A 13,986-nucleotide genomic window follows, 5' to 3' on the forward strand; every position below is an offset into this window, starting at 1 on the left:
TAAATAATTCCTTTATATGATAAGTACAGAATGTCTGGCTATGTGTGTTTTTGAGTGCGCTCATTTTTTCACTCTCCAGCATAGCTTTTAATACAATCATCGAATCCCAACGTCCAGTAAAAGGAGTCATAGAAATGGCACCCGCAAAGAAAGTCAAGGCCGCAGCAGGCCGCAAGGTGAAGGACAAGTGGAAGGCGAAAGAGTGGTACAAGATCCACGCTCCCCGCATGTTCAACGAGTCCGAGATCGGAGAGACCCCCTCTGCAGACCCCGAGTTCGTCATCGGACGTACCGTCGAGGTCACCGTGCAGGACCTCACTGGGGACTTCTCCAAGATGCACATCAAGCTGAAGTTCAAGGTCACATCCGTCGACGGACACGACGCCAAGACCGCATTCATCGGCCACGACCTGACCAGCGACTACGTCAGGAGGCTGACCCGCAGGAGAAAGACCAAGACCGACCACGTCGTCGACATCGTCACCAAGGACGGGTTCACCTACAGGATCAAGACCATGTCCATCGCCGACAGGCGCATCCAGTCCTCCCAGGAGGACGCCATGAGGAGGGTCATCGGAGAGACCCTCGTCGCCATCGGACAGGAGAGGACCCTCTCCGAGATCGTCAAGGACATCGTCTCCGGAGACCTCGCCAAGGAGCTGGCCAGGGCCTGCCGCATCATCATCCCCATCAAGAGGATCGAGATCCGCAAGTCCGAGGTCCTCGCCGTCGGAGAGGGAGAGCCCGAGTCCATCATGCCAGCCGCCGATGTGCAGCCCGCTGAGGACGAGGAGTCCGAGGAGGCCTCTACTGAGGAGCCTGCCGAGGAGCCCGCCGCCGAGGCAGAGGAGCCCGAGGCCCCCGCTGAGGAGAAGGCCGAGGAGTGATCCCAGGGGGCCCTTCAGGGCCCTCCTGAAAACATCTTTCCATCATTCTACACATCATCCTGGTCGGACGTTTCTCGCCTGACAGAAACCAATATAAACTACAAGCCAATCCACCCGTCTAAGGCCGGGGTGGCTCAGCCTGGTGGAGCGTCGGACTCATAGGGTTCTGGTCATATAGACCTCTTCCAGGGAAATCCGAAGGTCATGGGTTCGAACCCCATTCCCGGCACCATCTTCCATTTCTTCGCATGTCTGGCTTTCGTTGTAGGGCTGTTCTATACCCTCCGGGTTCGGAACGAGGGCACTGTAATCGAAGGTCTTGCGGGTATTCAAAGAGGAACTGGATGCAGGCGTCAGACAACCTTAAATAAAAAGCAGACAACTGAATTGATGAGGATAACGGCCCCGAGGAATCGGGACCGGACGTCTTAGGGGCATCAATCCATCACAACCCACTTTATGACCAATCGATCACGACGGTCAATCCGCCGATTGTGATCACAAGCCGGAACCCGCCGCACGGGTACCGGAAAAAGGAAAACATACTTTCCCTCCTGCCGGAGCCTCGATGGGCATATTCGGTTCCACGGTTCACCAGGCCTGTCAATCCACGGGAACCCAGGACTGACCTCACCGGCAGGGGGTCAACATGGTTGATATACTTAATTGCGATTGTGCAACGAGCCTGCCACGTCCATCCTGCAGACATGTCCCTTTTCACGACGATTGAATCCAGGCCATGCCCCGACCTCGAGGAGGGCATACATCCGGCACCTGTCCGCACCATCTTCTGATTGATGGTTCAACCCCAGCGTCTGATTCCACTTGGTCTCTGGCGTGGAGCACTGCGGGGCGGACATGGCGAGCACAACTCGGTGTATTCAGAGTTGAGCGCAGAGATGGAGTTTGATGACGAGTACAAGCAAATGGGATTGTTTGGATCTCGGCTCAGTGCATGCTGTGTCGCGATAACTTTTTTCCTTTCTTTGCTCAGAGAATTATGTGCTCCAGGTGAGGATCTCTTGGCCATTTTTCGTGACCTGGCCGTTTAATGATAGTGTTTGTCAGGTTCATTGTTCTTTGATATGATTGAAATTGTCTGGAATCGGCATGTCGGGATGCAGTCCCGGGGACGGCGGACGATTTCCAATCTGATTTTAAATAGGGCTTCGTCAGTCATCGAATCATGAGGCTCATCATCTACACAGGCAAGGGCGGGGTCGGGAAGACCTCCACCTCCGCGGCCACGGCATACAGGCTCTCCGAACTCGGATACAGGACCCTTCTGATGAGCACCGATTCCGCCCACTCCCTGGGGGACTCCCTCGACATGGACCTGGGCACGGACATCAAGAACGTAAGGCCCAACCTGGATGCGCTCGAGATAGACATCATCCACGAGATGAGGACGAAATGGAAGGACATCCAGAACTACGTCGCCGCGTTCATGCTCTCCCAGGGAATGGGCGAGATATCGGCAGAGGAGATGGCCATCATGCCCGGCATGGAGATGATCTCGGCGCTATTCTACGTCAACCAGTTCGAGGACGAGGGCAAGTACGACGTCATCGTCATGGACACCGCGCCGACCGGCGAGACTCTCAGGCTGCTCAGCTTCCCCGACGTGACCAACTGGTACCTGGACAAGGGGTTCGGTATGATCAAGAAGCTGCTCCACATCGCGAGGGCCACCGTCGGGAAGATCATGGACATGCCCCTGCCGTCCGACGAGGTCCTGGAGAGCGTCGGTGACATCAAGGACAACATGGACCGTGTGAAGATCCTGCTCGAGGACCCCAATAGGACGACTGTGAGGCTCGTTCTCAACCCGGAGAAGATGGTCATCAGGGAGACCATGCGCGCGTACACGTACCTGTGCCTCTACAACAAGAACGTCGAGACCCTCATCGTCAACAGGGTCCTGCCCGAGGAGGCCGGAGAGGGCGGGTTCTTCAAGGAGAAGCTCGAGGAGCAGAAGGAGAACATGGAACTCATACACCACGCCTTCGATCCGATGGAGATCAAGTACTGCGAGATGATGAGGACCGAGCTCCGCGGACTCGACAAGCTGAAGCTCATGGCCGACATGATCTACGGCGAGGAGGACCCTTACAAGATCTACTCCGACAGGAGCCCGATGACGTTCGTCACCGAGGGCGGCGTGGACAAGATAGTCATGAAGATGCCCTTCGTGGACAGCAGCAACGTGGAGCTCTTCCGCATCGACCAGAGCACCGTGATGGTGCATGTCGGCAGCCAGAAGCGCAACATCCAGCTGCCGGATGCGATGGTCCACGAACAGGTCGTCGGGGCAGATTTCAAGGATGATGAGCTCGTTATCAAGTTCAAGAGGGACTGACCATGGCAGGCACCGAAGAGGAATTCCAGGATTTCGTCGCTAAGAACAGGGATCTCATAGAGAAGATCATGGTCCTCCAGAAGGAGGGCGTCATAGAGGTGGCATCCGCAGGAAGGGATGCCGCGCACGAGGCCGCGCACGTCGTCGACGATGCCAGGGCGAAGGCGGAGGATTTCGCCAAAGCCACGTACTCCATGTTCATGGACCCCGAGGTCCAGAAGCACTTCATGGCCATGGGGATGGAGCTCTTCATGGGCCTGTCCGCGATGATGCAGAAGGCCCCCGTCCCGGATTTCGTCAGGGAGGCGGCCGGGAGCACCGAGAGGAACTGGAAGGACAGCGCCTGCAAGGCCAACGACCAGTGCGGAAGGTCGAAGGTCCAGAAGGTCGAGATCAACAGGGACGAGCCCTCCGAAGGCCCCTCGGAGATCAAGGTCACGGACTACACGAAGTCGGAGTGATCCGATGTCCTTCGGATCGGAGGCGGTGGGGCTCGCCAGGGCGGCCATAGACTCCGAGGTCCTCGGGACACGGTTCGACAACGTGGCGTCCGATGCCCGTTTCCGGGAGGAGTCCGGCGCGTTCGTCACCCTCAGCACCCATCCTGGCCACGACCTGCGCGGATGCATAGGCTACCCGATGCCTTTCTTCCAGCTCGGGCGGGCAATAGAGGAGGCCGCCAGGGCGGCATGCCACGACCCGCGCTTCCCCGACCTGGGGGAGGACGAGGTCGACCGCGTGACCGTGGAGGTGACAGTGCTGACGGTCCCCGAGAGGATCCGGGCGGGGAGCCCTGCGGAGCTGCTGTCGGAGGTCGTGGTCGGACGCGACGGGCTGATCATAGAATACCGCGGGAACCGGGGACTCCTGCTCCCGCAGGTCCCCGTGGAGTGGGGCTGGGACGCGGAGGAGTACCTGGCGCACCTGTCCATGAAGGCAGGCCTGCCTCCGGACGCATGGACCTACCCCGGTGTCACCATAAGTTCGTTCCGCGGAGAGATATACAAGGAGACATCCCCTCGCGGAGATGTCGTGGAGGGATGACATGGACATAGAGCGCGTCATAGAGGGAAGAGCCTTCATCGACGGTGAGCTGAGATACGCCGAGATCGGGATCTGCGACGGGAAGATCGTGACCGTCGGGAGACTAGTGTCGGGAGGCGACGAGAGGGTGGACGTCGGATCAAGCAGGATAATCCTGCCGGGTTTCATGGATCCGCACGTGCACTTCCGCGACCCCGGTATGACGAACAAGGAGACTTTCGACACGGGGACGATGGCCGCCGTCCACGGCGGAGTGACGTGCGTCCTTGACATGCCCAACACCAAGCCCCCGGTCACCGATGTCCAGACGCTTCTGGACAAGAAGGCGTCCGTCAGGGGCAGGGCGAACGTGGACTACGGTCTGTTCGCGGCAGTCACCGCCAACGTCAACGCCGGCATGATCGCCCCCCTGGTCCCAGCGTTCAAGCTCTTCATGGGATCCACGACCGGGAACATACTGCTGGACGACGACGAGGAGATGATCCCTGCGGTCAGGGACGTCCTCGCAACGGGCAAGAGGATGAGCGTCCACGCGGAGGACGACCATCTCATATCGCGGGAGGCGGAGGGCTGCACCCGGGACCATCTCAGGAACCGTCCTGCCGAGGCCGAGTGGACTGCCATACGCAGGCTGGCCTCCAACTTCGGGGGATCCAGGATCAACATATGCCATCTGACGACGCCGGAAGGTCTCGACATGGCGAAGGCGGCCGGATTCACGACTGAAGTCACAATGCACCACATGATGTTCGAGGTCGACCGCTTCCCGGGCGCCGAATACAAGGTCAACCCTCCGCTGAGGGACATAGACTGCCGCGACAGGTTGTTCAGAAGGTTCCTGTCCGGGGACATAGACATGTTCGGATCGGACCACGCTCCGCACACCGCTGAGGAGAAGGCCCAGGAGTTCGACGCGGCCCCAGGGGGGATTCCCGGGGTGGAGACCACGATGCCGATGGTGATGGACATGGTCCGCAGGGATGTAATCCCCATGGCACAGGCCGTGCGCATGGGCGCGGAGAACCCCGGAAGGCTGTTCTCGGTCCCCAAGGGGAGGATCGCTGTGGGCTACGACGCGGACCTCCTGGTCTTCGACATGAGGAACTCGTCCGTCATCGACGTCAGGAGCCTTCACAGCAGATGCGGGCACTCCCCGTACGGGGGGTTCGGCGCCGTGTTCCCCGAAACGGTTATGGTCAGGGGCGAGGTGCAGGTGGAGGACGGGGAGTTCTGCGGAGAGCCCCTCGGGAGGGATGTCTGTGGCTGATTACGAAGTGGATTACTCCGAGGTTACCGGAAGGAAAGTCGATTGTCCCAGCGAGTGCGGCATGTGCTGCCTGTGCCAGCCGGAGGTGCTCCCCGAGGAGCGTGCGTTCTTCCGCACAAACTACCCGGACGCCCTGGTCAAGGCGAAGGGCCCCGAGCCGTACTTCGCGCTCGCGCTTAAGAAGGGCTGCGGGTCGTGCGTCTTCCTGGACGGGAGGAGGTGCAGAGTATACGACCACAGGACCGCATACTGCAGGCAGTTCCCGTTCCATCTCTACGCCAGCGACCGTATCAAGGTCGAGCTGGACCTGTCGTGCAGGGGCGCTTGGACGGGCACGGGAGTCGACGCCCTGTCGGAGGCGAAGGACCTCGTCGCCAGGGCGGACAGGAGGATCGTGTCCGCGCTGGAGGAGTCGACCGCGGTGTACCGCGAGTTCTACGCCAACTGCAGGGAGGCAGGCGTCATGGCCGTCCCGTCGGGCCTCAGGATGTCCGTATCGGAGAATCTCTCCATGTTCACGGACCTGGCGTACCTGAGCCGTATCATGGACATGGCGCAGATAGAGCCGCTCATGTCCCTCGCCGGGATACAGCCGGAGCGCAACCTGGACATACCGTCCCTCGAGGAGGCGGGGAGGGACTCCGCCCTGGAGTCCATGTCTTCCAGCGATCCCCTGAGTGTCCCGGTTTACTGCGACAGCCAGTGGAACTGGAACATGTTCATGGCATCCGAGGAGAAGGTCGTCTGGAATGTCATGGACGACGAGGGGGACCTCCACATGAAAGGGGAGGCCGACCCGATGGACATCAGGCTGAGGATACCGGATGCGGCCGGAAGGCACGTCCTCTCGGAGTACATCCAGACCCTGAACGGCAGGGACAGTTTCATGGGGAGCGTCTTCGCGCTCATGGACGAGAACGGGTACGAGGACGACATGTCCAATGCGTACTACGGGTGCCTCTCCGTCACGGTGATGGACCTGCTCTGGAGGATGTCCATGCTGGACCACTTCATGGGCATCGGATGCGGTGCGGACGCCGTGAGGGAGGCCATAATATTCTATGACATGGACCGTCTGGACGCACCAACGATTGGGGCCTTCGTGTGATGCACTTCACGCGGGCGAGTATATATCTGAACTCGTAAGCTTCTTATAGTGAATCCCGTATCGTGTCAGAGGTAGCCACAATGATGAAGCCTCTCAGCGTCCTTAACCAGGCGGTCGGCAAGAACGTCATGGTTGAGCTCAAAGGCAGGAAGGAGTACCGCGGGGTCCTCGATGGATACGACCCCCACATGAACGTGGTGCTCAGGAACGCCGAGGAGTACGCCGACGGACAGCTGAGGAGAAGGCTGAACGTTGTGATTGTCCGCGGGGACAATGTAATTTACATTTCACCATAAGAGGAGTGATTGATCATGGGAAAGGGAACACCGGCACAGGGAAGGCACAACAAGTTCAAGACGCACATCCCCTGCCGCAGGTGCGGCAAGCGCTCGTACCACGTCAGGAAAGGCGTATGCGCCTCCTGCGGATACGGCAAGACCGCGACCATCAGGTCCTACAACTGGGCTAAGATCCGCGACTAAGGCGATCATATGACAGGGCCGGAACACAGCTGCGGCGTGGTCGGAATCAGCGCCGATTTCGATGTCGCGTCTGCTCTGCACACTGCCCTTATGATCATCCAGCACCGCGGCCAGGAGAGCGCCGGGATCTCGGTTTTCAACGGCAGCACCATCGAGACAGTCAAAGGCAACGGCCTTGTGACCATCGCACTGCCGAAGGAGGAGATCCAGACCCTCCTGGGCCACGTCGGCGTAGGGCATGTCAGGTACTCGACGACCGGTTCGAAGAGCGTGCAGAATGCACAGCCTCTGACGGTCATGACCAACTTCGGTACCGTCGCGGTTGCCCACAACGGCGACATAACCAATTTCGCCGAGCTCAAGGACAAGTACATGAAGGAGGGCTGGACCTTCCTCACCGACTCGGACAGCGAGCTCGTAACCAAGCTTCTCGGGAAGTACATGACCATGTACAACGACCCCGTCAAGGCCATCAGGGCCGCGATGGGCGAGCTCGACGGAGCCTTCTCACTGACAATCCTCATCAACGACCGTCTCTTCGCCATCCGCGACATGTACGGCTTCAGGCCGCTCTGCCTCGGGAAGATAGACGGCGGATACATAGCGGTCTCCGAGAGCGCTGCCATCGACGCCCTCAGGGGAGAGCTCATCAGGGACATCGAGCCCGGGGAGATCTGCGAGATCACGAAGGACACCTTCAAGATCTACCCCCCGCCGGCCGAGCATCCCAAGGCATACTGCATGTTCGAGTGGGTTTACTTCGCCAGACCCGACTCCATAATAGACGGACAGGAGGTCTACGCCGTCCGCAGGAAGATCGGGGAGATCCTCGCCAGGGAGTGCCCGGCGGACGTCGATCTGGTGATGCCGGTCCCGGACTCCGGACGCGCACACGCCATCGGGTACTCATGCGCCACAGGCATCCCCTACGAGGAAGGGTTCATGAAGAACCGCTTCGCCGACAGGACCTTCATCATGCCTGACCAGAAGCAGAGGGAGTCGGCCGTCTCCATGAAGATGAACCCGATCAAGAGCACCGTTAACGGCAAGCGCATCATGATCGTCGACGACAGCATCGTCAGGGGCACCACCCTGAAGAAGCTCATCGCAATGCTCCGCAAGGCAGGAGCGAAAGAGGTCCATGTGCGTGTGGGCAGCCCGCCCATCATAGCCCCGTGCTACTACGGTGTCGACATGAAGTCCAGGGACCAGTTCATCGCCAACCGCCACAGCGTCGAGGAGATCAGGGAGATCATCGGTGCGGACAGCCTCGGGTACATCAGCATCGAGGGCCTGATCGAGGCGATAGGGTTCAAGGAGAGGGACCTCTGTCTCGCATGCGTCAACGGCAGGTATCCGACCAACATCCCCGGCGAGGTCCACAGGTTCCAGACCAACCTGAAGCAGGACTTCAACTGATCCGTCCACCAGCAGTTCTTCTCGGAAGGGGTTGTCGCGCGTTCTCCGGGTGTTACGAAATCAATTTAAGTATTACCTGCCATCCGCATCCATGGACGCCATCAAGAGGCACTGGGACATCCGCTCCTCCGACTACAACGACTTCGTCGTGAAGGGCTTCTCGATCGACAGGGAGCGCAGGTCCTGGCAGGAGCACTTCACGTCCATACTCGGCACGGAGCCGCTGGACATTCTGGATGTGGGCTGCGGCCCGGGCATAGTGTCCATGCAGCTCGCCGACCTGGGGCACAGGATGACGTCCGTGGATCTGTCGGACAGGATGCTCGATTACGCCAGGGAGAACGCCCGCGCCAACGGCCTCGACATAGACTTCCGTCAGGCGGATGCGATGGCGCTCCCGTTCGGGGACGGATCCTTCGAGGCGGTGGTCAGCGACTACATGCTCTGGACGGTCCCAGACCCCGAGAAGGTCATCTCCGAGTGGTACAGGGTCCTGAAGCCCGGATGCACCCTGGCCTACACCGACGGGGACTGGTTCACCGATCCCAGGATGACGTCCCTGAGATGCAGGATCTCGGACATGTTCGTCAGACTCGAGAAGGGAAGGCCCAAGGACGACGTCGAGCGGGAGGAGTCAGAGCTCGACCTCTGGTCATCCCGTGCTTGCCGTCCCGCGGATGACATCCCCATGCTCGAGGAGGCGGGTTTCACCGACATACGTGTCATAGACAACGTCCAGAGGAAGGTCCTGCACGGTTCCAGGTATCTGGCCCACGGCCTGACGAACAACCATTTCACGGTCACCGCTGTGAAGCCGTGAGCATGTGTCCGCGAAGGGTGACCACCAAGTATTATTTATCTTAGATTCGTGTTACGCAGACCATCATGGAATCGAATCTGGACAAGATAGAGGGCTACTGGACCCTCAGGGCCGACGGCTACTCCGAGACGATACTGGAGCAGATCGAGGACGGTCGCTACAGGCACTGGCTCGGGATCATCGAGAAGCATCTTCCAGAGGGACGGAACCTCAGGATACTGGATGTCGGGTGCGGCCCGGGATTCTTCCCCATCATCCTGGGAAGGGAGGGCCATAGCGTGACCGCCGTCGACTACACGGAGGCGATGCTCGATCAGGCCAGGGAGAACTGCGCCAGGTTCGGTGTGGATGCGGAGTTCAGGCGCATGGACGCGCAGCATCTGGAGTTCGACGACGACACCTTCGACGTCGTGATATCCAGGAACCTCGTCTGGGACCTGGAGTCCCCCAGGGCCGCGTACAAGGAGTGGCTCAGGGTCGTCAGGCCCAGAGGCAAGCTGATGGTCTTCGACGGCAACCACTACCTGTACATCTACGACGAGGAGTACGCCGAGGTCCGCGAGGGCGATACCAAGGTCGCTACGGAGCATGACCACATGAACGGGGTGGACGCATCCATAATGGAGAGGATTGCGGAGAATCTGCCTCTGAGCAGAGAGAGGCGCCCCCAGTGGGATGTCGACAACCTCATAGAGATGGGAGCCAAGAACATCGTCGTCGACACCGACGGCAGGGACTCGTACAGGATCCAGACCGGCGGGGAGACTCTCTATCTTCCGAGCTCATTTTTCATCTGCGTCACAAAGTGAGGGTTCGGATGGACGGAGCAGACAACCCCGACTCCGAGTTCAGGAGGAGTTACCACAGGACGCTTGTTCGCAGGGTGCTCTTCATCACGGGATGCGCCGTCCTCTGTCTCGTCGTCCTCGCATACTCCATCACCCTCGGCACATACCCGATCACGATGTCCGAGGTATACGAGGTCATCTGGAACTTCATCATCAACATGCCCAACGACGTCAACGACCAGTGGGTGGTCATCGACCTCAGGATGCCAAGAATCCTGGGTGCCATCGTGTGCGGATTCGCATTGGCTGTCTGCGGTACTGCGATGCAGAGCATACTGAAGAACCCCCTGGCGGACCCGTACACGATGGGCATCTCCTCCGGAGCCGGATTCGGTGCCGCCATCGCGCTCATCCTGGGCGTCGAGCTGATCGCAGGCGGGGGCGTCGTGGTGAACGCGTTCGTCTTCGCGCTGATCCCGATGGTTGTGATCCTGCTGATGAGCAGGGTGCGGAGGGCCACGCCGACGATGATGATCCTATGCGGAACGTCGCTGATGTACATGTTCAACGCGCTCACCCAGCTCTTCATGATCGTCGCGGACCCTGACGACCTCTCGAACGTGTACAACTGGATGGTCGGTACGCTGGAGGATATCACGTACGAAAACCTGCCGCTGATAATCATCGTGGCGGCGGCGGGATCGATCATCGTCCAGCTCATGGCCAGCAGGCTGAACGTCATGAGCACGGGTGACGAGAGCGCCAGGACACTCGGCGTCGATGTGGACAAGGAGAGGCTCCTGATGCTGATCCTCGTCACCGTGATCGCGGCGACTGTCGTCAGCTTCACCGGGGTGATAGGGTTCGTGGGCCTTGTCGCACCCCATGTGGCCAGGATCATCGTCGGGTCGGACAACAAGTATCTGATCCCGGCGGCGGGCGTCTTCGGCGCTCTCCTCATGCTCCTGGCGGACATGGCGTCCAGGATGCTCACGGATTCCGTCCTGCCCGTCGGTGTGATCACCGCATGCATCGGAGGTCCGGTGTTCATCCTCCTGATCCTCCGCAGCAGCAAGGAGGCCTGGAGATGACGGAGCTCGTCGTCAGCGGGCTGACCTTCGGATATGGGTCCGAGCCGCTCCTCAGGGACGTGTCGTTCACATTGGACCGTCCCGAGCTGGTCTGCGTGATCGGCCCCAACGGTGTCGGCAAGACGACGCTGGTGAAATGCATCAACAAGCTCCTGAGACTGGACTCGGGAAGCGTGACCCTGGACGGGGAGGATGTCCTGGAGATGCGCCTCATGGACCTGGCCAGGAAGATGGCTTTCGTCCCGAACCGCATGGACTCGGTGTTCAGGGTGTCAGTCGCCGAGATGGTCCTGATGGGGAGGTTCCCCTTCGCGCAGTGGGCCAACTCCGACAGGGATCTGCAGGTGGCGGACAGGGCCATGGCCGTCCTCAACCTGCAGTCACTCTCGCACAGGGACGTGTCCGAGCTGAGCTCCGGGCAGCTTCAGAAGGTCCTGATAGCCAGGGGACTTGCACAGGAGCCGCGCGTCCTGATCCTGGACGAGCCCACGTCTAACCTTGATGTGAAGCACCAGATGGAGGTCATGGGCTTCCTCAGGCGCTACGCTGCCGAGAACGGGATCATCGTGCTGATGGTCTGCCACGATCTCAACCTCACCGCCGCCTATGCGGACAGGGTCATCATGGTGGCCGAAGGGGGCGTGTTCGCCGACGGCGCCGCCTGGGACGTCATGACGGAGTCGAACATCCGCGAGGTCTACGGGGTCGACTCGAAGGTCATCGAGGTCGACGGAAGGCCGCACATCATACTGATCACAGGAGATGGCCCATGAACGTCAGACGAGCCGTCATAGTCGCAGTCGCCGTCATAGTGGTCCTCGCGGCCGCCCTGGTGTATGTGAGGGCGGAGAACGAGAAGTACCATGTCGACTCCGAGCCGTCCGAGGTCGGTCTGACCGTGGGCACGCAGCTGTCGGAGGACGGTTTCCCGTCCGAATCGTCCAGGCTGTGGGTTTACGGCAACGCCGACGAGGACGACGACATAGACGAGGACGACATGAGGTACCTGCTGGGCGTCCTGTCGGGGGAGAACCCTGAGACGGTGCTGTCGGACGCGAACTGCGATGGCACGGTGGACGAGGACGACCTGGTCTACATCCAGAGGATAATAGAGTCTGGCCGGATGGAGGTTTTCTACGTGGACAACTACTATCGCGTGGCATCCGTCTCCTGGCCGGTGGAATCGATAGCCATCGGCTACTGCAGCGGCGCCTACGTGGCGGATCTGACCGGACTCATCGACAAGGTGGTCCTCGTCGATGACACGGTAAAGAACTACTGGAACGAGATCAGCCCGAGGTTCTCGCAGGTCGGCTCGTTCGGTGCCACCGAGACCCCGAACTACGAGACCATGGTGGCCGCAGGCGTGGACGTGTACGTGGTGGGGTACTGCGACGCCAACGCCGATGAGATATCCCCGTCACGTCTGAATCCCGTGGGGATAGACGTGATGTTCGTCTCCACCGCGGACAACAGCGGCGTGGACATCCCCAACGAGAACATCGACCGCTCGATCCTGATGTTCGCTTTCCTCCTCCAGGGGGACATGGGGAAGACCCACGAGTACCTGGACTGGCACGACGGTCTGCTGGAGCTCATGGTGGAGGCGACCTCCGCGATACCCGAGGACGAGAGGGAGGCCATGATCATGACCCGCACCTCCGCGCTGTACTCGGAGGGGACGTACAGCATCACGGGCAAGGACAACACCAACAACATACACGCCGAGTGGGTGGGTGTGGACGCGGTGGGGCAGCACAGCGGATGGCTGACCAAGAACTACCAGGACCTGAACCTGGAGACCCTGGCGACGGTTATACTGGAGAGCCAGAACAACGGCAGGATCTTCTTCGTGGACAATGCCCACGACGGCATGAGGCACCAGTACGACCTCGGCGACTGCCTGAAGGCCGATGCGGAGCTGCTGTCCCGCACCGGGGTGGAGATCCACTATCTCGGGATGGCGAGGGAGATGGGCAACAGCCCGCTGTACATAGTGGAGATGGCGTTCTACGTCTGCACGATGTATCCAGATATCGCCGAGTCCATCGGGCTCGACTACACCGGCCTGTTCTACGAGTACTTCGAGAAGTTCGCCAGCTCAGACTACTGGATGAACCTCGAAATCGAGGACTTCTTCCTGGATCACGGCGTGGCCTGAACCATCGTCGCCCTGGCGGAGAACCCGTCTGCGAGTATGTCCACGGCCAGTACGTCGCCGTTCCGATCGATGTGGTACACGTACTCTCCGGTCGAATCCCTCCACAGGGTCACGGGGCTGCCGAGGGTCACGTCGGTGCCGGCGTTCGAGAACAGCCCGTCGACGGGCATCCCGTCGATGTCAAGGAACAGGAACGAGCTGAGATCGAACTCGGTGCCGTCGGAGAGAGTCATGGAGTAGGAGAACTCCAGGACAGGTCTGGACGACGACTCGCCAGTGTCACGGCAGGTGGCGGTGCCCCCGACCTGAGACCCGTCGGAGGCGTTGCCGGAAATATCGTAGTCGGGGTAGGCCTCCCCATCGTCCAGGAGGTTGCCTATACCGAACGTTGTCAACGTGCCGACGGCACAGATGATCACGATGACTGCTGCCAGAGTTACAACGGTCCTGTTCGGTCCCATGTCAAGGTCATCGGCGATGCACGATATAACGAAGATGGGGTGAGATCATGATATGTGACGCAGTCTTGGTTCCAGATGCATCTTCTGAGGCTTCGATGG

General features: G+C 60.0%; 15 protein-coding genes and 1 tRNA gene. 15 read left to right on the plus strand and 1 reads right to left on the minus strand.

All coding sequences use genetic code 11. The annotated features are described in order from the left end of the window. The first annotated feature begins 134 nt into the window (after window positions 1–134). From JS82_01635 to JS82_01705, 15 genes are all read left to right on the plus strand, one after another. A complete protein-coding gene (locus JS82_01635) occupies window positions 135–887 on the plus strand; it encodes a 30S ribosomal protein S3ae (protein ID QHK16900.1) in 753 nt (250 codons plus the stop codon). A gap of 123 nt (window positions 888–1,010) precedes the next feature. Further along, a tRNA-Met gene (locus tag JS82_01640) sits at window positions 1,011–1,119 on the plus strand. A gap of 954 nt (window positions 1,120–2,073) precedes the next feature. Next, window positions 2,074–3,246 (plus strand): TRC40/GET3/ArsA family transport-energizing ATPase, encoded by a 1,173-nt coding sequence (locus JS82_01645; protein QHK16901.1) that lies wholly within the window; start codon window positions 2,074–2,076, stop codon window positions 3,244–3,246. 2 nt (window positions 3,247–3,248) lie between these two features. After that, complete coding sequence (locus tag JS82_01650; GenBank protein QHK16902.1) at window positions 3,249–3,707, plus strand: hypothetical protein; 459 nt, start codon at window positions 3,249–3,251, stop codon at window positions 3,705–3,707. Between the two features lie 4 nt (window positions 3,708–3,711). After that, on the plus strand, window positions 3,712–4,290 hold the full coding sequence (locus JS82_01655) for a TIGR00296 family protein (GenBank protein ID QHK16903.1): 579 nt from the start codon (window positions 3,712–3,714) through the stop codon (window positions 4,288–4,290). A gap of 1 nt (window position 4,291) precedes the next feature. Further along, window positions 4,292–5,557, plus strand: coding sequence for an amidohydrolase family protein (locus tag JS82_01660; protein QHK16904.1), 1,266 nt, complete (start codon window positions 4,292–4,294; stop codon window positions 5,555–5,557). Then, the gene (locus tag JS82_01665) at window positions 5,550–6,665 is read left to right on the plus strand and encodes a YkgJ family cysteine cluster protein (GenBank protein ID QHK16905.1); all 1,116 of its coding nucleotides are present in this window, start codon (window positions 5,550–5,552) and stop codon (window positions 6,663–6,665) included. Before JS82_01660 ends, JS82_01665 begins: the two co-directional genes overlap by 8 nt. 80 nt (window positions 6,666–6,745) lie before the next feature. Next, window positions 6,746–6,961, plus strand: a complete 216-nt coding sequence (locus JS82_01670) for a small nuclear ribonucleoprotein (GenBank protein QHK16906.1) — start codon at window positions 6,746–6,748, stop codon at window positions 6,959–6,961. 15 nt (window positions 6,962–6,976) lie between these two features. Further along, the gene (locus JS82_01675) at window positions 6,977–7,147 is read left to right on the plus strand and encodes a 50S ribosomal protein L37e (protein ID QHK16907.1); all 171 of its coding nucleotides are present in this window, start codon (window positions 6,977–6,979) and stop codon (window positions 7,145–7,147) included. A gap of 9 nt (window positions 7,148–7,156) precedes the next feature. After that, window positions 7,157–8,566: an amidophosphoribosyltransferase gene (gene purF / locus JS82_01680; protein QHK16908.1), complete on the plus strand. Its 1,410-nt coding sequence runs from the start codon at window positions 7,157–7,159 to the stop codon at window positions 8,564–8,566. A gap of 91 nt (window positions 8,567–8,657) precedes the next feature. Continuing rightward, window positions 8,658–9,386, plus strand: coding sequence for a methyltransferase domain-containing protein (locus tag JS82_01685; GenBank protein QHK16909.1), 729 nt, complete (start codon window positions 8,658–8,660; stop codon window positions 9,384–9,386). Window positions 9,387–9,451: 65 nt separating this feature from the next. Beyond that, a complete protein-coding gene (locus JS82_01690) occupies window positions 9,452–10,195 on the plus strand; it encodes a methyltransferase domain-containing protein (GenBank protein ID QHK16910.1) in 744 nt (247 codons plus the stop codon). A gap of 8 nt (window positions 10,196–10,203) precedes the next feature. Next, the gene (locus JS82_01695; GenBank protein QHK16911.1) at window positions 10,204–11,265 is read left to right on the plus strand and encodes an iron chelate uptake ABC transporter family permease subunit; all 1,062 of its coding nucleotides are present in this window, start codon (window positions 10,204–10,206) and stop codon (window positions 11,263–11,265) included. Continuing rightward, window positions 11,262–12,038 (plus strand): ATP-binding cassette domain-containing protein, encoded by a 777-nt coding sequence (locus JS82_01700; GenBank protein QHK16912.1) that lies wholly within the window; start codon window positions 11,262–11,264, stop codon window positions 12,036–12,038. Before JS82_01695 ends, JS82_01700 begins: the two co-directional genes overlap by 4 nt. Next, window positions 12,035–13,426 carry an ABC transporter substrate-binding protein gene (locus tag JS82_01705; protein QHK16913.1) on the plus strand — a complete coding sequence of 464 codons (1,392 nt, stop codon included), beginning with the start codon at window positions 12,035–12,037 and terminating at the stop codon, window positions 13,424–13,426. The genes JS82_01700 and JS82_01705 overlap by 4 nt, the downstream gene beginning before the upstream one ends. On the opposite strand, the gene JS82_01710 is transcribed toward JS82_01705, so the two are convergent. Further along, window positions 13,411–13,887 (minus strand): hypothetical protein, encoded by a 477-nt coding sequence (locus tag JS82_01710; protein ID QHK16914.1) that lies wholly within the window; start codon window positions 13,885–13,887, stop codon window positions 13,411–13,413. The genes JS82_01705 and JS82_01710 overlap by 16 nt on opposite strands. Between the last annotated feature and the right edge of the window lie 99 nt (window positions 13,888–13,986).

The organism is Methanomassiliicoccaceae archaeon DOK (assembly GCA_009911715.1).
GTDB lineage: Archaea > Thermoplasmatota > Thermoplasmata > Methanomassiliicoccales > Methanomethylophilaceae > Methanoprimaticola.